This window comes from Clostridium carboxidivorans P7, assembly GCF_001038625.1.
Taxonomy (GTDB): domain Bacteria; phylum Bacillota; class Clostridia; order Clostridiales; family Clostridiaceae; genus Clostridium_AM; species Clostridium_AM carboxidivorans.
On the sequence record NZ_CP011804.1, the window covers coordinates 1 to 19,902 of the forward strand.

General features: G+C 27.5%; 23 protein-coding genes. 4 read left to right on the plus strand and 19 right to left on the minus strand.

The window, feature by feature from the left end; translation table 11 throughout:
• Positions 1-897 precede the first annotated feature (897 nt).
• A complete protein-coding gene (locus tag Ccar_RS25850) occupies positions 898-1,212 on the minus strand; it encodes a DUF6809 family protein (RefSeq protein ID WP_007063242.1) in 315 nt (104 codons plus the stop codon).
• A 79-nt stretch (positions 1,213-1,291) separates the two neighbouring features.
• Entirely contained in the window at positions 1,292-1,564 is a 273-nt protein-coding gene (locus Ccar_RS25855) for a hypothetical protein (RefSeq protein WP_007063243.1), read from the minus strand.
• Positions 1,565-1,783: 219 nt separating this feature from the next.
• Between Ccar_RS25855 and Ccar_RS25860 the strand changes: the two genes are divergently transcribed.
• The 3 genes from Ccar_RS25860 to Ccar_RS25870 all read left to right on the plus strand — a co-directional run bounded on the left by Ccar_RS25860 (position 1,784) and on the right by Ccar_RS25870 (position 3,071).
• The gene (locus Ccar_RS25860) at positions 1,784-1,945 is read left to right on the plus strand and encodes a ribbon-helix-helix domain-containing protein (protein WP_007063244.1); all 162 of its coding nucleotides are present in this window, start codon (positions 1,784-1,786) and stop codon (positions 1,943-1,945) included.
• Between the two features lie 429 nt (positions 1,946-2,374).
• Entirely contained in the window at positions 2,375-2,617 is a 243-nt protein-coding gene (locus Ccar_RS25865) for a helix-turn-helix domain-containing protein (RefSeq protein ID WP_007063245.1), read from the plus strand.
• Positions 2,618-2,735: 118 nt separating this feature from the next.
• The gene (locus Ccar_RS25870; protein ID WP_243147740.1) at positions 2,736-3,071 is read left to right on the plus strand and encodes a hypothetical protein; all 336 of its coding nucleotides are present in this window, start codon (positions 2,736-2,738) and stop codon (positions 3,069-3,071) included.
• A gap of 11 nt (positions 3,072-3,082) precedes the next feature.
• Here the strand turns inward: Ccar_RS25870 and Ccar_RS25875 are convergent, their stop codons facing one another.
• From Ccar_RS25875 to Ccar_RS25930, 13 genes are all read right to left on the minus strand, one after another.
• Positions 3,083-4,066, minus strand: coding sequence for a V-type ATP synthase subunit I domain-containing protein (locus tag Ccar_RS25875; RefSeq protein ID WP_007063247.1), 984 nt, complete (start codon positions 4,064-4,066; stop codon positions 3,083-3,085).
• 197 nt (positions 4,067-4,263) lie between these two features.
• The gene (locus tag Ccar_RS25880) at positions 4,264-4,605 is read right to left on the minus strand and encodes a ribbon-helix-helix domain-containing protein (RefSeq protein WP_007064307.1); all 342 of its coding nucleotides are present in this window, start codon (positions 4,603-4,605) and stop codon (positions 4,264-4,266) included.
• Complete coding sequence (locus tag Ccar_RS25885) at positions 4,595-5,359, minus strand: ParA family protein (RefSeq protein WP_007064308.1); 765 nt, start codon at positions 5,357-5,359, stop codon at positions 4,595-4,597. The genes Ccar_RS25880 and Ccar_RS25885 overlap by 11 nt, the downstream gene beginning before the upstream one ends.
• A gap of 357 nt (positions 5,360-5,716) precedes the next feature.
• On the minus strand, positions 5,717-7,156 hold the full coding sequence (locus Ccar_RS25890) for a DUF2971 domain-containing protein (RefSeq protein WP_007064961.1): 1,440 nt from the start codon (positions 7,154-7,156) through the stop codon (positions 5,717-5,719).
• A gap of 134 nt (positions 7,157-7,290) precedes the next feature.
• Entirely contained in the window at positions 7,291-7,506 is a 216-nt protein-coding gene (locus Ccar_RS25895; protein WP_007063228.1) for a hypothetical protein, read from the minus strand.
• 323 nt (positions 7,507-7,829) lie between these two features.
• Complete coding sequence (locus Ccar_RS25900) at positions 7,830-9,101, minus strand: hypothetical protein (protein WP_007063229.1); 1,272 nt, start codon at positions 9,099-9,101, stop codon at positions 7,830-7,832.
• Positions 9,102-9,459: 358 nt separating this feature from the next.
• On the minus strand, positions 9,460-10,203 hold the full coding sequence (locus Ccar_RS25905; protein ID WP_007063230.1) for an ORF6C domain-containing protein: 744 nt from the start codon (positions 10,201-10,203) through the stop codon (positions 9,460-9,462).
• 81 nt (positions 10,204-10,284) lie between these two features.
• The gene (locus Ccar_RS25910) at positions 10,285-11,172 is read right to left on the minus strand and encodes a tyrosine-type recombinase/integrase (RefSeq protein ID WP_007063231.1); all 888 of its coding nucleotides are present in this window, start codon (positions 11,170-11,172) and stop codon (positions 10,285-10,287) included.
• 43 nt (positions 11,173-11,215) lie between these two features.
• Positions 11,216-11,425 carry a hypothetical protein gene (locus Ccar_RS25915; protein ID WP_007063232.1) on the minus strand — a complete coding sequence of 70 codons (210 nt, stop codon included), beginning with the start codon at positions 11,423-11,425 and terminating at the stop codon, positions 11,216-11,218.
• Between the two features lie 184 nt (positions 11,426-11,609).
• Entirely contained in the window at positions 11,610-11,846 is a 237-nt protein-coding gene (locus Ccar_RS25920) for a hypothetical protein (RefSeq protein WP_007063233.1), read from the minus strand.
• A gap of 115 nt (positions 11,847-11,961) precedes the next feature.
• Positions 11,962-14,490 (minus strand): phage tail protein, encoded by a 2,529-nt coding sequence (locus Ccar_RS25925; protein ID WP_007063234.1) that lies wholly within the window; start codon positions 14,488-14,490, stop codon positions 11,962-11,964.
• Between the two features lie 39 nt (positions 14,491-14,529).
• Positions 14,530-14,700: a hypothetical protein gene (locus Ccar_RS27195; RefSeq protein WP_007063235.1), complete on the minus strand. Its 171-nt coding sequence runs from the start codon at positions 14,698-14,700 to the stop codon at positions 14,530-14,532.
• 20 nt (positions 14,701-14,720) lie between these two features.
• Complete coding sequence (locus Ccar_RS25930; protein WP_007063236.1) at positions 14,721-15,440, minus strand: hypothetical protein; 720 nt, start codon at positions 15,438-15,440, stop codon at positions 14,721-14,723.
• Positions 15,441-15,824: 384 nt separating this feature from the next.
• Here Ccar_RS25930 and Ccar_RS25935 point away from each other — a divergent pair, with 384 nt between their 5' ends.
• Positions 15,825-16,535, plus strand: a complete 711-nt coding sequence (locus Ccar_RS25935; RefSeq protein ID WP_007063237.1) for a helix-turn-helix domain-containing protein — start codon at positions 15,825-15,827, stop codon at positions 16,533-16,535.
• Between the two features lie 68 nt (positions 16,536-16,603).
• Here Ccar_RS25935 and Ccar_RS25940 read toward each other — a convergent pair whose 3' ends face one another.
• The 4 genes from Ccar_RS25940 to Ccar_RS25955 all read right to left on the minus strand — a co-directional run bounded on the left by Ccar_RS25940 (position 16,604) and on the right by Ccar_RS25955 (position 19,856).
• On the minus strand, positions 16,604-17,440 hold the full coding sequence (locus Ccar_RS25940) for a tyrosine-type recombinase/integrase (RefSeq protein ID WP_007063238.1): 837 nt from the start codon (positions 17,438-17,440) through the stop codon (positions 16,604-16,606).
• A 373-nt stretch (positions 17,441-17,813) separates the two neighbouring features.
• Positions 17,814-18,122, minus strand: coding sequence for a hypothetical protein (locus tag Ccar_RS25945; protein ID WP_007063239.1), 309 nt, complete (start codon positions 18,120-18,122; stop codon positions 17,814-17,816).
• Between the two features lie 309 nt (positions 18,123-18,431).
• The gene (locus Ccar_RS25950; protein ID WP_007063240.1) at positions 18,432-18,788 is read right to left on the minus strand and encodes a type II toxin-antitoxin system RelE/ParE family toxin; all 357 of its coding nucleotides are present in this window, start codon (positions 18,786-18,788) and stop codon (positions 18,432-18,434) included.
• A gap of 141 nt (positions 18,789-18,929) precedes the next feature.
• Complete coding sequence (locus Ccar_RS25955) at positions 18,930-19,856, minus strand: site-specific integrase (RefSeq protein WP_007063241.1); 927 nt, start codon at positions 19,854-19,856, stop codon at positions 18,930-18,932.
• Between the last annotated feature and the right edge of the window lie 46 nt (positions 19,857-19,902).

Genomic DNA, 19,902 nt, shown 5'->3' on the forward strand with positions numbered 1-19,902 from the left:
CCTCCCTGTCGGTCGGTTAATGCCTACACTAGACAAATAATTTATTATATTAAAATTCAAAAACACTTACTAATTTACAGTATTATTTTGTAATTAAAAATTTTATCCTTCAAAAGTTCAGACTCCAATTCCACCCAAACAGGATAGACAATATGACACGCACCTCCTAGAAGGATAACAGAAGGATATAATGTCTAATTCCAATCAAACATTGGACAATAATGAAATTCCTCCCTAGATTTATGGAGGACAATTTTTTTAATAACCTTATTTAAACTAAAAGTTACTTTTTTCAAAATTAATTTCCTTCTTAAATCTTTAAAATCCTGATAATGCCTCTACTATAAATAATTCATTTTCTAATAATTTAACTATTTTTTATGCCTTAATTTTATAATTTAAGTTACTATTCCTTTTAAAAAAATGTATCCTTCAATATATTGATACTCCTTTGTTATTTATTTTTTATATATTATACAGATCAATAAGTATTTATAACTCCCTTGAGATCTATAAAATTAAGGCATAAAAAATGACTACTAAAAATTTCAGTAATCATTTTTTAATAAACTTATTAATTTTCGCTTTAAACCTTTTAAATACTACCTTAAGCCAAATTATATTCTTGAATGTATTCTAATCTACTTTAAATTAAACCGAAGTAATTTTGTCAATATCTTAATTGTTATACAATTAAAAATATATTACCTAAAATAATTTTCACCATACTTTTTATTTAAATAATTGAACAGAAACTCAGCTACTTTCAAAACTGTTAGCCTAATGGCCAAACTAAAATGTTACCCAAAGGCATTAACTAATTTAATCTCTAATAATATTATGTGATACTTTACAAAATTATTTCTATACTATTTGTTCTCCTAACCTTTTAATATCCTATAAGTAAAGTAATCTTACTCCATATTCTTTTAAAAATTCTAATTGAGTAAATCCTGAAACTACCCCTAATTTAAATCCATTTCTCATTGTCATGCAAATCAAGTTTGTTTCTGCATCCTCAAGTTCTGTTATTAAGTTGCGTTTTTCTTCTGGCAATATCATTTTAATTTCATTTAATAAATCTGAAATTTTATCATCTGCTTTTTTTAACTCCTCATTTTGATCTAGTCTATATCCATCATTTTCAACAGAATTTTGATATGCCAATTCCATAGCTCCATTAATTACTTTTTTTAAATTATTATTCATCATAAATTCCTCCAATACTATTAATTCTGATATAGTTATTTAGTTTTAATTTTCCTAGTATAGCTTGTATTATAAAATTCAATTAAACTATTTCTTTTACTAATGTTTTAATCTGCTCTAGTATTAGTTCTAGTCTTTGGTTTTCTCTCAAAATTTCTTCATATTTTTCAATGGATATATAATTAATATTTCCACCTTGAAATTTAAGTAATTCAGAATTTGGAATTAAAAATCTTCTCCCATTTACTGTAGTTTTACTCTCTATCTCTTTAGTTTTACATAAGTGTAAAACATTTTGATAAGTCAATCCTGTTTCTATCGCAAATTCTTTTGGATTTAAAAATTGCTTACTCATTAGTTGTCTCCTTTTTATTTATTTCACATTTATTTTCTATCGTTACAACACATCTGCTTAAAACCACCGCAGTATGTTTTTATGGTGGAGTCTCCTACATAGTTCTAATTTTTTCCTAATATTCTTATTTATCATCTTCTTTCTATATAGTGTCACTTAGTGTCACACTTTGACATCGTAATAGCACTACAATGTATACTCTTTACAGGAGGTGTCACTATGATAAAAAAGGACAATATTAGAATTGCAATTACTCTTCCCAAAACTCTTCATGAGCAATTAAAAAATGAGGCAGAATATCAAAATAGAACTGTTAGTAATCTTACAGTTACTATACTACAAAAGTATATGGAAGCTTTGAATAAGAAAAGGGAAAAATAATTATATTTAGTAATTTAGGTCCTATAATGGTTAATTCTACATAAAAGGTAAAATTCCTTTTTGTAACTTTTGTAATATCTTTATATTTTTACATTTTATGTAAAAATATAAAATTTAGTATATATTTACACTTTCACATTTTTTATAAAATTACTGCTTTGATTTTATTTAGACCCTCAAAAGTTGGAACCAAATTCAACACTTCACATATCTGCAAATATTTTTTTAATATCTTTATGTTCACACAATTCCCTCCTTTAATCAGATTTATAACGTTTTTGATTATTTATGTAATATTTATGATTATATAATACACCTGTTCAGTTTGGTTAGTCAATAACTTTTTTGATTATTTTTATAATTATTTCATTGATTTTTATAACTAATTATGTTATATTTATAACATAATTAGAAAGAGGTGTTCGTTATATGTCAGTTTCAAGTAAAATAAAAGCCTTACTCAAACTCAAAGGAAAAGGAAATGAAGAACTTGCAAATCATCTGGATATTTCAAAGCAATCTTTAAGCAATAAATTCTATCGTGACAGTTTTTCAACTCAAGATCTTATAAAAATATCTACTTTTCTTGGTTATACCTTAGCTTTTGTGATAGATGAAAGTCAAATGATTATACTTGACAAGAGTGATTTAAAAGGAGAAGGTGCTAAATAATGTTTTCAATATTATAATTCATTAAATCGAATATGTTACATAGTTAACCATAATAGCATATAATTTACTTAATACATATCTATTATTATTTTTGAATATAAAGTATAATATAAACGGGGTGATACCATTGGATACTGAATTAAAAAACATACTTGTAAAACTTCTTGAAGGTCAATCAAAGCTTGAATCAGAAGTTAAAAAAAATTCCATAAAACTTGAGTCAATTGAAACTAAACTTAATACTATAGCTGAAATTCAAAAAGCTCATATGGATCAAAATGAAAAAGCACATACTGAAGTGATTAAACCTTTAAGTGAAAAGGTAGATGTAATAGAATTAGCTGTAAAAGATACTTCCAAAGATATGCAAGAGCTTAAGGATAAATTTGACAAAGTCGAAAAAGTTACCATTCAAAATACTTATGATGTAGCATATTTAAAATCTGTAAAATAAAAGAGAGCTGATTAGCTCTCATTTTTTGTGCTTCTCTTTGCTGTTTTGGTAGATTCTTTTTCGGATGATTTAACCTTTTCCAATTCCTCTAATAATTCTTTATACTTCTTTTGATATTCTTGGATCTCTTTATTATGATTATGCTGCAGGTCTTGTTGCTCTTTTTGGTGCTGGGTCCTTAATTCTAATATTGCTTTATCCCGTTGAATTTCTGATTTTTCTTTATTAGCTTCAAGTTCTACTTTGTGTTTAGTATTTAATTCCTGTATTGTTTTTTCTTTATCTTCTTTTAATTCTTGTGATATTCTTTCTTTATATTCTTTTAATTCCTGTACTGTTTTTTCTTTATCTTCCTTTAATCCTTTAATCTCTTTGTCACGCTCTACTAAAAAATAAGCTCTTTCTGTTGACTCTTTGCTTATTTTATCAACAAGTTTCTGATTTTCATCTATTATTTTTTTATAATCTTCAATCTCCTTTTTATATTGTTTATATTCATTTAATACCCCTGTCATGGTGTCATTTTTTTCCTTGTATTCTTCAACTAGTAGAGCTTTATCCTTAAGATTCTCCTGGAGCTGTTCAAGTTGCTTTTTAACATCTTCATAATCAAGGTTTATGTTGTTATAGCTTTGCTTCATATCTTCATAATAACTATTTATCTTTTCATTTTCATTTTTTAGGGTTTCAATTCTACTTTTATACATTTCTGTTTCTTTTGCAAACTCAACATCTTTTGATTTTTGAATATCTTCAATGCGTTTACCTATGTTTACATAGTAATCATTAATTCTTTGAGTTAAGGCTTGTAGACCTTCAATATCTTTTGCTATGTCTGGAATTTCTATTTTAGCTTTATTTAATTCATACGCATTTATCAGAATCGACATAAATTCCTTATTATTTTTGCCACTCTCTTGGATCAATTTCAACAATCTTTCTTTTTCTTCTAACTCCATCCTTACACTAAATGGATTATTTTTTTCATCTGCCATTTTAAAAACCTCCTATTTATTATAAATGTTTACAAAATGTTTCACGTGAAACATTTATATATTAACATGTTTACTTATGTTTACAATGTATTGTATACATACATTATACATTCAATAAGTATGGTTTGCAAATATATTTTTATTCTAATCTTATTAATTAATAAAGCTAGAAGGCACTTTTTACCTTCTAGCTTTATTTAAATTAATTCTAAATTTTTAACACAATACTCGCACATTAAATTTATCAGTTCATTTCTTGAATATCCACTTTTTTTACTTATCTTATCAAGTTCCTTTATTAGATCTGGATTCATATAAACATTAAATGCCTTCTTTTCTTTCTTATCATCAAGTTTCTTTTTTAATGTAAATTTATTATTAGTATCATTTGAAGTATCAATATTTATATTAGTATCAATATTAGTTTTACTATTAGTATCATTAATAGTACTTTGTACGGTTTCTTCTACAGTTTCCTCTAAAGTATTTAGTATGCCTTTCAAATTTACTGCTTCATTTGAATTTTTCTTAGTTGCCACGTTTCATTACCTCCTTAGTCAATTCTAAATATTCCTTATATCCTTTTGCTGACCTATCATAAAAATTTATTGGTTTTCGATTAATTTGACTTCTTACAATTGCTGTATTTTGATGTATTATTGTGCTGAATAATTTATCTCCAAATATTTCTTTTAACTGCAAATCAAATTCTTTTGATAGTGTACTTCTAGAATCAACTTTTGCTAAAAATACACCCATATTTTTTAAACCTGGATTAAGTTTTTTTTGTATTAACTTAACTATTTTTATTAATTGATTTAATCCATAAATCGAGAGAATTGAAGCTTCAAGTGGTATTATAAAACTGTTGCTTGCCACTAATGCATTTATAGTCAAAAGGTTCAGTGATGGATTACAATCAATCAAAATATAATCATAATCTAAGTATGATTTTTCTATCAACTTTTTTAAGGTACATTCTTTATTATTCCTATTTAACAATTCAATATCAGCATTAGATAGATTTAGATCACTTGGTACTATATCAACATTGAATTCAGTATGTACTATAGCATCACTTAACCCTATAGTATTACATAAACAATCATATATGGTATATCTTATAGTATTATCATTAGTATTAATATTTAGTATTGAAGTTAAATTTCCTTGTGAATCTAGGTCTATAAGCAATACTTTTTTTCCTTGTTCAGCTAGTATAGTTCCAATATTAACGCATGATGTCGTTTTAGATACTCCTCCCTTTTGATTAGTTAAAGCTATTATTTCCATTGTTATCCTCCTTTCAATATTAATATTTAATATTGTTATGAAATATCAGTTTATAATATCACGCCTAATACAATATGATGATATAGTATTATAGATAATACTATATCATCATACTATTAATACATATCTATTATAACTTTATAAATTATATTCTACATCAAACTATATATTCCTTTATTTGTTATGGCTAAAAGGTAGCTAATGTATTAATTCAATATTTAGCCGAAAAATTTTTAAAAAATATAAAACATGAAATAAATCTTAAAGGTAGTGTAAAATTTCACTAACCTCTAAGATTTATTTTACAATTTTTAAATATGTACCCTTATAAATTATTTTCATAGTAACATATTTACTTTAAATATTCTCAAATTCAAGTAAATTAAGTTTAACAGGTTGAATTTGTCCACTTTTTCTACAATACTCAGCTTGATAAAAATTAAAATTCTTACGTCCTGACACTCTACATTTCTTTTCAATAATCTCCATTATTTTTACTTTATCTGAATTCGGAGTTTTTATTCCAAATATAATTCCTTCTAAGTCATCAAAATTATATTTAATTTTTCTACTTTCCTTTTTGCTATAATCATGGAAAAAATCATTTATAATAAGTCTATGTTCATTTTCGTATTGCCAATCCTTAGTTTTTGTTGTTACACATTTTATAAAATTTTCCCAATATTGTTTTCTCCAATCATCAATAGGAGTGTCATTTACCCAATCAGCACAAGAGCTTAACTCATTATTTTCATTCTCATACCATTGGGAATAGAGTTTATTAAAAGATAGACGTCCTAAAGATTTAAAAAAATCAATTTCAACAAATTCATCCTCATAATTAACTTTTTCAAAAGTATAATCACGGTTTCCTATAATATCACCATTGGATCCACACCCTATAACTCCAGTTAAAGAAATTGTATTTAATCCATTGACCTCTTTTGTTTTAAATTTCAAGCAAACACCTGTATGATTATAACCATATTTTCCCCAAGAAGACGAATTAGTACAATCACCCATAAAACATGCAGTATACCAATTAGGATAAACCATTTCTTCAATTTTAGATAAATACTCTTCTGGAAATTTAATCACTATAAATAATTTTGCATAATTATGTTCCTCATTCCTATGATTGTATTCCAAAATTAGTTGCATTTGCATTAAAGTATTACAAGATAAATCAAAAACCGTTTCACTTAAGCTATCCTTACTTTCCAAAACTTCACTATTAAATTTATTAACTAAATCAAAAAATTTTTCAGCTCCAAGCCCCCCAAATCCAAATGAAGTTGGTAGACTTACTTTTTCCTTAATAAAACCTTCAGATAAAAGGACAGATTGTATAGAATCTAGAGCCAATGGATGAATTAATCGTAAATAAAAAACCATTTCTTTTTTACGAATAGGAGAATTTCTACCAGCTAATAGCTTGGGCAATTTTGAAACTAAATCATGAGAGAAGAAAGCTTTTCTCATTGAATAAAACGATTCTTTATAATCATCAGTATTTAAATCCTCTTCACCTTTAAATACTGGAATATTTAATAAACTCTTATCAATACTAGTTCCTCCAACAAGCACTATACTAAAAACATGCTCAAGACACAATAAATAATGCGTCAAGAAATTTTTCCATACAATTTCATCACCATGCCAAAAAATATCTCTAAAACCTTCCATAGGATCATTTAATTCATCATTAGAGGCAAAATAAATTTCCTGATTCTCTAACTCATGATAACCATCTAAAAGTGCATCTAATGAACGCATACGATATATATAATTACACATTAAAACATCTCCTAACACACAAATAACTCTCCAAAATAAGTATAACAAATAAAATCAAATATACTCACTTTGCCTGTTCACACTATACCCCCTGAATTTCCCCCAGAAAAAATAAAAATCTTCCTCTATCTATCTTATTGTTTTTCTTCGTTATCGCATTGCAGAATTTTACCTTCTAGATACATTCGATACATAAACTCAGCATGAAATTTCATCGCTTTTTCACTTGGTTTATTTAGAAATGTAAATGTTAATTCTTTCTTTCCTTTTTGATCTTTTATAGCATTTTTTACCTTAGTTTTTTTAATTTCTTCTAGAGCTTGTCCCAACACAGTTAATAGTTCATCCATAAATTTCACCTCCAAAAATTAACCAAACCTAATTATAGCCATTTGGGCCGTTCACGCTATACCCCCTAGATTTCCCTAAAGAAAACTCTAAATTTGCCAAAGCATAACACATATTTATAAAGAGCCATTTTTTGAACACCCATAAAAAAGTAAGAATAAATAAAAAGATATAGCTATTTATTCTATATCTTTTTTAATAAAAAACAAAAATCAATTACGAGTACTTTGCCCGTTCACGCTATACCCCAGTAGATCTCCCTAAAGAAAACTCTAAATTTGCCAAAGCACAACACATATTTATAAAGAGCCATTTTTTGAACACCCTATTTTAATAATCTTATAACCTTTGTTCTATTTATATCTAAAGCTCTTGCTATTTCACTATTATTTAACCCCTGTTCCTTTAATTTCTTTACCTGCTCCATTAATTGCTTAATTTCTAATTGCTTTTGTGTCAATCCTTCCTCATTCCTTCTACTGGCCTTTCTTTTATCATTATTTCTTCTATATTTCTCTTCCTGGCTTATGATTGTTTTCATATGCTTTTGTTCATCTAATGTTATATCTAATCTTTCAATTAATGTTTGATTTTTATACCAGTAGCCACCTTTGTCGCTCATGCCCTTAGTTACTCTTTTAGTTTCACCATTTCTTAATCCCTGTTCATACTCTACAAATTTACTTATAGCCTTTGGAATACATCTTAATATTGCATTTACTTCTGAAGATCTTAACGGATTTCTAAATGAATTATTGAACTCTATTACTTCTTTTTCAAGCTCTTCAACATCTCTTGTATATATTCCCTTCCAATATGCATAACAATGTAAAATAAAATTTCTATATCCTTTAACATTATAGCTTCTCAACTTACAAAGTGTTTCTATATCTCCAACCCTTGCTAAATGTAGTGTATAACTATTAAATAATCTACTTATTACACTTTGTTTCTTCTGTTTATTTATCTTAGTTTGCTCAAACTCTAATTGATACGCTTTTTTTGAACTGTAATTCAGGAATTCTTCTCTTAAATCATACATAGAGTATTCTATATCATCATTTATAATTAATACTTTACATTCTTCATTTATTCTACTATTTACAGTATTTGGTAATCTTAAAACTCTTACACTATCTGTAGCTTGAATATCTGCCCCTAAAACTTTTAATTGATTATAGAGGTAGTCTTCTAATTCTTGCCATGTATGTATAGCTCCATAAGGTGCATTTTTAATTCTCCAATACAAATGAATTCCTCTTCCTGAATCAACTATCATACTGGGAGTAGGTATTTTATTTTTATTTACTAAATCATATATTATATATACAGCTTCACTTTTTCCATACTTCTTTAAATCCAAATCTATGTATAATGCTCTAAACTGTCTTATATAGCTCGTAGAACGTTTAGGCTTGTAATATGTATTGCTTGATATGTAAATATCTTTTTCCCCTTCTACCTCTTCTATAACAGTTCTTAGTGCTTTATATTTGGTATTATAAACTTTTATTTTCTTTTCATTTATCTGCATCAATTGTATGTATCCATCTGTGCTGCTATCAAATAAATGATCACAATATGCAAAGTTGTCCATCTATCCCACTCCATTCCAATAAAAAAGTCTTCTAGGTATTTCACCTAAAAGACTTGAATTTCAGTAACTTATTTGGTATATTTACTATATAAAAATAGTAAAAATAAGTTCTCTGGAAGTCGTTTAGGTACCTGTTATACCTGATCGATATACTTAACTAAAATGTTCCCGCATTTTGGCTAAGCGATAGAGGACTTTTTTTATTTCCTTTTTTCCTTATTATAAACCATAAATGAACATTATGGAATAAAAATTGTCATATCACTTAACTAAAATTGAAAATATTTGTTAAAATAAATTATACTATATCTTTCACACCTTACTTTTCCAAAATTATTCCTTAAATTTTTCATATCAATTAAACATTTATCAATATTTGACTATTAGCTTCCTGAACTTCTCTAAGTAAAGCTCCCTGAAGTGTTATTGTTTCTATATACCTTATTGCTATGGCATAATCTTTTCTAAGAATGTTATGATATACTGTCACATTTAAATAATCTTTTAGTGTTTTCCAAATATATTGGTATACTTTTTTTCTTAGTTTTTGATTATTGTAAGCATTACTTTCATCACCATAACAAAGTGTTTTTACACGCTTATGCACCAACTTTTGAATGGTTTGAGCTTGTCCAGCACTTATATTCATTGTTAGAGATAATGTTTCAACTCTTCCTTCTATAGAATTTATTTTCTTTCCTTGCTCTCGTAAGGCTTGATATTGCAAATCTAAAATTTCCATTGGTGATAATTGATTTCCCTCTTTTACATTAAAATAATTTTCCTCTAAGTTATCGAATTGTTCCCAAGCTTTATCAGTATCTAGTATTTTACAGTGTCTATTTGCTCCTCTTTCTGTCCATAGATATAAGCTAGATGTAAACTTATTTATTAAAGGTGGGTAAATATTATTTACATGCCTCTTAAACTCTTTTAGATCATCACCTTCAAGATAAAAATAATGTTTTCCTTCCTCAAAGTTATTTTTATGATTGTTAAAATTAACTTTAATATTATCTATGGGTGCTTCATAAATTTCTGCCAACTGCTCTGTAGTTAGAATTCTTTTATTTTTAAATTCTATTGGTACTAATTCATTCATAGCTCTCATCTCCTTATTTTTTTACTATTATATATCTTGCAGCTTACATATTTTTTCTTTATTATTCCAAAATTATTGCATTTATATATTATCTAATATTTTTATGAGTTCTTTTTTTGTATGCCTGGTATATATTCTGGTTGTATCTAAGCTTTTATGTCCTGCTAAATCTGCTATTATATCAATGCTAACCCCATTATCAGCAAGAGCTTTACAGAATGCATGTCTAAAACTATGAGGATGAGCCTTTTCTTTTCTTATTTTTGCAAGCTTAGCATACTTTAAAATTATTTTATTTATAGCTCCTCTTTTTAAAGCTCCTCTTTTTCCAGTGAAGAGTTCATTTCCTGGCACTGAAATCCTAACTTTTAAATATTCTTTTAAAAGCTTATTTAATTCATTTGATATTAATATATCTCTATGTTTTCCACCCTTACCCTCAATATCAATGCTTTCTTTTCCAACATCTCTAACCTTTAATTGCAATAGCTCAGAAACTCTAATGCCAGTTTTCCATAGTGTGCTTATAATAGCTTTGTCTCTTATATTACTGCAACACTTTATAAGCCTTTCTATTTCTTCTCTTGTAAATACATCATTTAAAAAATTTTGGCTTTGCTCTTTTATCTTACGAAATTTAACTTGAGAATCTATGCTTTTTAAAAATTGATTTATTGATGTAAGTTTTCTATTGATTGACTTAGGTTTTAATCCTCTTCTTAACATCTTTCCTTTAAATAATTCTATTTCTTTTGAATCTATATTAAACAGATCTACTCCTTTAATTTCTAAATATCTTATAAATTGAATTAAATCATTAAAATATCCTTTAATAGTTTCAGTCCTTTTGCCTTCATCTATTTTTTTTATTATAAATTCCTGTGCAATATTTTTATATCTATCTGGAACTTTCTTTATTATTTTTATGTAAATCTCTTTTTCTTCTGATTTAATTCCAATGTTATCCATTTTACTTTTAAAATTATTCGTAAAATATCCCCTCCAAATAGATTCATAGATTTTGTTCTTTTTTTAGTTTTCGCCTTATCTCAATTTCAGTTTGCTTTTTAATATATTGAATGTATCCTTTTACACATCCAGCAATATCATACTGTCCATTTTGATGTTTAATGAATATACCTTTACTAGCAAATCTCCTAACAGATCTATCACTCATTTCAAAAATATTTGCTATTGTTTTTGCGTCTACTATTTCAATCATGAATTACACCACCTCGGACAAATTAATAAATGTTCTGTTAAAAACTTTAAACAAGAATCCCTTAACTATAAGATATAAACAACTCGGACGGCGGACATGCTAAAAAAAAATTTTTGCAACTAGAAAAGTTTTGGGCGTCGTTCGCCCCGCAGGTTTAACATTTGCTGACAGTACCTTTTGATTGTTAATCTTTAGGTACCTTATCTATATACTCATCCAATATTTTTTTAAAGTCTACTACTTTTATATTTTCATATGGCATTATAGGATAATAATTTTCATCATTGTCAACTAATATACCTATAATTTCTTTGATATAACCTGCATTTATCAATTCTGCTATATCAAATAATTGTTTATTCATCTGCTCTTTATTAACCTTGGCCTTTACTTGCTTTGTAATATCTATTACATTATTCATAATCCATTCTCCTTTAATCATTAGCATAAATTGCATGATTAAGTTTATATTATAACTTCCCTAGTCTAGGGAAGTTATAATAATTTATTAATACGCCCTGCTTGTACTACACGTATTATGAGTCAAAAGATAATCTTTTTCTTTTATTAAAATATTCATCTATAACTTTTTCAATCTGATATTTGCTCATAGTAATCGCTTCATAAACATCAGACTTTGATGCATTACCTTGAATAGTAACATTTACTGTAAAATTAATATTTGGCTGTTCTTGATTATTAACAGTAGTGGATTTCTGATTAGTAAATACATTATCAATTATGCTTCTTAGTTTACTTACTGGAGAAACTATTTCATCCTCTGAACCTTCGCCTATATTTGCTAAGATTCCACCTGGCCTATGCTTAACATAACCACCAGTTGCAAGTTGTGGAATTGTGCCAACTGTACCTATATGTACTCCAGGTATTGAATTAGCTTTTGATATCATATTATTAACGCCACCAATGAATCCATTTAACATACTTATTCCACCATTAATAATTGATTTAATAGCACTCCATATTCCACTAAATATGTTAACTATAGAGTTATACATATTAGTAAATATTGATGTCACACCAGAAGCCGCACTGTTAAATCCGTTAACTATTGTATTCCATATAGTAGTTACAATACCTGATATGCTGCTATAAACATTATTCCAAACAGTAACTATAAATGTCCATATTGTTGTTAATACAGAGGAAACAGAAGTATATACTGCATTCCAAATTTTAACAATAACATTCCAAATGGTTGTCACAATATTGCTTACAGATCTATAAACACTATTCCATATAGATACTATTACACTCCATACTCGAGTCATTATTCCTGAAACCGTGCCATATATTGTATTCCATACGGAAACTATATAATTCCACACTCTGATTACTACTCCGGATACAGTTATATAAATACTATTCCAAATTCTTGATATAACTTGCCAAATCCTTGATAAAACACTACTTACAGCACTAAATATTCTAGTCCAACCAGTAACTATTCTATTGTATTGGTTAACTACAAATATAATTGTTACTGCTAAAATACCTTTGAAAACAGCTGATACAACTTTAAATAGAGCACTTGATGTTATAGCCTTCGTAATAGCCTTCCATCCATTTGAAACAACAGTGCTTACAGTTTTCAATACACTTGATATGGTTTTTACTATGCTAGCCCATGCATTTGAAATTGAATTTTTTAAACTATTCCATATAGCACTTAATTTAGGCTTAATTTGTCCCCAATGTTGAGCTATTAATAATGGAATTCCTATAATTGGAACTGTAACCGCCAGTATAGTTGGTCCCCATGTACCTATAAAACTTTTAAGCCAATTCCAAAAACTATTAAAAACTGATTTTACATTGCTCCATACATTACTAAAAAATTTACTTATAGGCCCCCAATTTTTATATATTAAATAAGCTGCTGCAGAAACTGCTGCTATACTTGCAACAACTATTAAAATTGTTGGGTTGGCAATTCCAAAAGCCTGTGATATTGCCCTAATTGCTCCTCCACCAGTTTTAAGAGTATTAAAAGATCTTCCAAGATTACTTATTAAACCAGTAGCAGTTTTTACATCTTTTACACCATCTGAAAAAGATTTAAAAACATTACTAATGGTAGCTGAAGTTTTTAGCACCGCAATCGAACTTGCTATTCCTAGTAATGAAGCTTTAAACAATTCTGCATGTTGCTTTGCAAAATTCATTGCAGTTCCAGCTGCTTTAAATGTTTTATCCAATATAGGACCTAAGTTACCCATTGCACCATTATTGAAAGCTAACAATAAACTGTTTAACATTGGTAATACTTTAGCTCCAATAGTTGCACCTGTTTGAGCCAAACTAGTTTTTGCTATTCTCAATTGGTTTGCAAAAGTGTTGCTAGTCTTAGTAAAATCTCCTTGTACATCTTTACTAACATTCATCAGGTAATTGTATCTCAATAAAGTTTGTTCCCCTTGGGACATCTTCTGGAAAGGTTTTGTTATTCCTTGAGTTAATGCAAATGCTTGCAAATTTGCTTCACTCATATTTATACCGAGTGATTTAAGAGGTTCCGTTTCGCCTGAGATTCCACTCTTGATTTTTTCAAAAGCTTCTCCTATAGGTAAATTGTAGAATGATGCAAAATCACCTGATAATCCTGTTAAATTTTCACTCATTTTAACAAGGCTATTACCTGTGATTCCACTGCTTTTCATCAAAGCTCCCATAGTACCATTGAATTGTTTTGCTTGCAATTCAGATAAACCAAATCCTTTTAATGCAGTACTGCTCCATGCATTAATTTGTTTGCTACTACTTCCAAATGTAGTATCAACCACATTTTGCACCTCTGTTAAATCTGAAGCTAACATTACAGATTGTTTTGCAGCCTCAGCAAATCCAATTCCTCCAATAAGTCCAGCCGCTGCCTTAAAAACTTTAGTTCCACCTTCACCTAAACCTAAAAATCCTTTATTAGCTGCCTTACTTTCAGCTTCTAGTGATTTTATTCTATTACTTGCAGTATTAAATGCATTTCCAAAACTTGCCTGTAGTTTTGCTCCAAGCTGAAAGGCTATTTCATACATCTTGCTTGCCATTATATTTATTCACCTCCTTTCAATAATGTTATAAAAATTTTATTTTCTTATCCTGTTCATGCATCTAGATAAATTAATCACAGCTGCATCTTCTGGTGTAAGTATTTCCTCAAGTTGGTCAACCTTTATCTTTCTTATAGCTTCATCCTCTATTTGTTTTATTAGCTCAGGATATGCCTGTCTTAGGTCTTTCACATTTTTAATTTTCATATAATTCTTCTCCTTTTGAATTATCTATATTTAATTTCATCCAATACTAAATTTTCAGGTTCATTTTTAATATCTTCTTTAGTTTCTTTTGCCTGGTTCATGCGAGTAGAATTAATATTTAAAATTTCCGGATTAAACTTTCTAAGCTCAGGTTTTATATATTGTTCCAAATATTCTTCTCCAGCTTCATCAAGCAATGCTCCAATATAACATTCTTCAGATCCATATCTGATTTTTCTTGTCTCTATATATTGCAATATCTTTTTAACCTGTTGTACTTCTTTTTCATTATGTAAATCCTGTATATCATTTTCAGTAACTCTTAATTGCTGCTCCATTTGTTTGATCTGATTTATTAGAATATCTTTATCATTAATTTTCTTATTCAACAGTTTTGCTCTTTCTTTTCTATCATTTCGAGCAGACTCTATTATTTTAGGAATTGCTTTTTTAATAAACCTATCCTCATTACTTAACCTGGAATAAGCTTCTTTTTTACCTTTTAATGATTCTATTTGCTTTCTAGTTATATTTATAGATTTATCAATTTCTTTTAGTCCAGCAGTATTGCCCTCTATCTCTAATGAAACATACTTATTCATTAGATCTGAATTTTTATTTTGCAAATCTCCTATTTGTTCATCAATAGATTGAATAGATTCTTTAATTTTAACCTCCCTTGCTGCAGACTCTTTTAAAAGTGAATTTACTTTTTCCTCTGTCGTTGTCTTAAAAAACATATATTCCTCCTCCTACTTTTTGTCATTTTAAGCCTTGAATTCATCTGTTTGGATACATAAGTTTATTACTATGTTCCCTTATTATTTTCTTTTGCTATTTTTACTCTAATCCTTATTTCCTTTAATTTTCTCTTATTTCCTATCACCTTCATTTTTAACCCTCTTTATTCTCAATTAATATTCCTAATTAAGGATATTATCTACTTTACATATTCCACCTCCTAATTACTATTTTTGTTGATTTTTAAATTTTAATTATTATTTTTGTTAAATTTATTATATTATTATTTTTGTTGAATTTCAATTGTTTATTTTATAATTTCGTTGAATTTTTTTATTTTTTATATTATACTGTTCATATACTATTCAAAGGAGGTTATAGCATTGGATAAGTTTGGTAAAAGACTTAAAGAATTGAGAGAAGAGTTTGATCTAACTCAAAGTGATTTAGCTTCAAATTTGAGCACTAAAGAACATGTGGTATCTACACAAAATATTTCATATTGGGAAAATGGTAGAGAACCATCTTATGATATATTAGTAAAAATCGCTGACCGATTTAATGTAACAACAGACTATTTAACTGGTAGATGTCCCTTCAGAGATTATTCAGTTCAAATGGAATTAAAAAATACTGAAATATTTGGTTCAATGGATGCACATGAAAAGAAAAATGCTTATGCTCTTATAGAAAATATATTTACAAACTTAAGCAATTTTCATAATCAAAGTACTCAGCACTACAAAAGTTTTTATAATGCTCTAAATTTAGTCAATGAATTTTATTTTGAGTTATTAGAATCTACTTTATCCCAAGATAGAATTACAGAAGAAGATTATATGAAAGAATTATTAGATAATGGCATTATAATATTAGATGATAATTCTCAATATAAACTTATAGATCCTGTTAAACTACTTAAAAATTCAAATACACCATTAAATAGCACCTCCAAATTACGTGATGAAATTATAAGTAATTTAAATAATTCTTACCAAGATATACTAAGTTTTGTACATATAAAAAGATTACCTGAGTATTATACGATTATAGAAAAACTAACATCTACTTGGAAACCTGAAAAAGATCAATAACAACACTACTTCTCTTATTAACTGTAAATATGAAAAAGGATAGTCATAAAGTCTATCCTTTTTTATATTTACAATAATTCTGTTTTTCTTTTCAATTCTTCTTTACTAGGATTAGTATAGAGTAATGTAGTATGAATATTGGAATGTCCTGCTTGATTAGCTACCTCATGAACACTAAATCCACTCTCCAATGCATTACTGCAGTAAAAATGTCTTAAAGTATGAGGTGTTATTTTATCACTATATTTATTAAATAACTTATTGACTACAGTCCGGTCAAGTCTATTACCTTTATTTGATACAAACATGTACTCACACGCTACTTTCTTACGTTCTTTTAAATATTCTTTTATTGCATCAACTATTTTAGTATTTATATAAACAATTCTTTGTTTACTTCCTTTACCTTCCCGAACTATTAATTCTTTTGAAACTAAATTAACATCATCGATTTTCAAGTTAAGACATTCAGATATTCTGAGTCCTGCATAAGAAAGAACTGTCACAACAGCATAACTCCTATTGCACTCATTCTGCAATATTCTCTGTCTAAAAACTTCTACATCTTGTTTTGTTATAGTTGCCGGTGAAGCATAACTCATTTGTATTTTTATGTTATCCTTTTTACTTAAAACACTTTCACTTTGTATATTTTTATAAATAAGAAAATCATTAAACTTTGTAAGAGCTGCTAACTTTGCATTTATTGTATTACCATTTTCCTTTTTTATCTTTTCTAAATATGATTTATATTCTAATACATTTTGCCTATACAACTTTAATGGATCTTCTCCAAAACTATCTCTAAACCACTTAAAATAATTTCCAACATGAAGCATATAAGATTTAATAGTATTCTTTGCTTTTCCTTCTTGTAATAGATATTTTTCAAATTCATCTAACATATAAACACTCCTTGTAAATTATGTTGCATTGTATTCAATATCTAAATCATTAAATTATGTTGCATTTTTTATATAATAATATCATTCAAAATCAAATATTGCAACATAAGTTATATTATGTTGCATTTTAAATACATAAATAAAATAGAGGGATACCGCTCCTCCCTCTATTTTCTAAAATCAATTAACTTTTTTATTATTCATTTATATATAACATTTTTATATTATATATGATTATTATCACTAATTCCATTAAATTTAACTCTACCGGAATCCTTAAAGATGTTTTAATTAACACCATTAATGTTTTTTGGGCGACTTTTACATTTTATCATTATGTTTATTAGTTTGTCAATTACTTTTTTTTAAATACTTAATTACGTTTTTCTTTAATATCGATCTCTAAATTTAAAACATCTAAAATCTTCAATAATGTATTGATATTGTAATTCTCTCCACTCGTTACTCTAGCTATCTGAGTATAGCTTGCTTTGTAATCATCCAAATTCATATTATCAATGATTTTAGAAATTTTTCGTAATGATAAGTTTTGACTATGAATAGCATCCCTCAACATCTCTGAAATTTTGATTTTCGGTAAGTCAATACTAACATACTCCTTGTATTCACTTGTGTCTCTTCCTAAGATATCACAAATACTCATTTCTTTAGATTTATCCATTAATATCACCACCTATATACAATTAATATTAAAAAACAAGTTTACTATTAGTAAATCCTATAGCATCTTTAATTCTAATAACTATTATTTTTAATCTGAAAATTCTATTTATGTATTTTTATATAATTTTTCATAACGTATTTAGTTTTTCATAAATTTAAGAATTTCAGATTTTCAGATTTTTATTAATTTCATTCACTAAACCTCCAAATTTAAGACATATTTTTATCATTTAAATATTTAATTACACCCATTTATACTTTTGAATTATCGAATATCAAGAACTTTTGACTGAGAGCTCAGAGAATTTTAAATCCAATTCTCTGAGCGAACTAATTGTTTTGCTATTTTCCAATCTCTATCACTAATTTCATTAGTATCCTTTAAAAACATATGCACAATTCCATATGTACAAGACCCTATCTTTCTAAACAATATTCTCCATGTATTAGATCCATCCCTAATACGCAATTCATACCATCCTTCAGAAAACTTCTTTAACTTTTTAGAACCAATAAAATCCTTGTTGGGTCCAAATTTATCAAGGAAAGTTAAAACCTTAAAACTCTCCTTTCTAGCTTTCTTCGTCAAGGAAATATCTTCTTTTAACACCTCCAATGCTCTTTTAGTAAAACAAAGGTTTGGTAAATCTTGCAACTGTTGCATAATCAAAGTTCCTCCTTCTTGATACTCAATATTCTATTTTCAAAGTGCAGGGTGTTATCTTATTCGATAACTTATAAGTAAATTGTACCACATATATTTAACATATTCAACCATCTATTTATAAACTATTACATATGTGTTTTAATGTATATTTAAAACATATTGCTTCATAGTTTCATCCCTATCCATACCATGTCCCAAATAGATAGATACAGCATTAAGAGAATCTTTTTTACTTAATCCCTGTTTCCTAAACTCATCATATCTTTCTTGTGCTACCATCTTACGAATACAGTGAATCCCTGTATCTGCTTCTTGGTACTTATCTCTAATGCCTAATGCTTCCTCTGCCCTTGCAAGGTACTTGTTAACACTATCCTCTTTTATATCAACTATTCTTGCATCTTGTGGTAGTCCTTCTATAATCCTTTCTAAGAAATTTACATCTCTTTTCCTTATATCTATATCTCTATTTTTCTTACCTTTTGATTCATGAATATGAAGTTTCATAGCTTCAAGACTTACATCCCTTGGTTGAAATTTACACGTTTCACTTACCCTCATTCCAAAGTGACCTGCTAGCTCTATAGCAATGAGTGCTTTGCTGCTACTATTCATGTTATAAGCTCTATTAAGAATTGAATTATAATCTTCTCTCGACATAGATATATTCCTAGTCTTATCATTACTAACTTTTGAAGTAGGAATAATTAGATCATTGTACCATGACGCACTTCCTTTATATACATCATTAACTATATGTTCTAATTTATGAATACGGCTTCCATATTGCCCTAAAGTCTCTTTATTACACGTTTCAGATTTTGAATTCAAAAAGTTTTGAATCATCTCTTCTTTAATATCTAAAACCTTTTTAGTATCTGGATAACTTTCCTTTATAAACCTTGCAATTTGTGAAGATAACTCAATAAGACCTTTTCTTTCAGCATAACTATAAACTGTATCCAAATGCTTTCCATTATGTTTATCAGTATGTTTATCATGGCCACCTCCATCGAAAGCCTTATCTATAGAATTTAAAAACTGATACTGCAGGTTTCTTCCCATATAATCTCCTCCATTCTTCCATATTTTATATCCGTATAGGCATTAA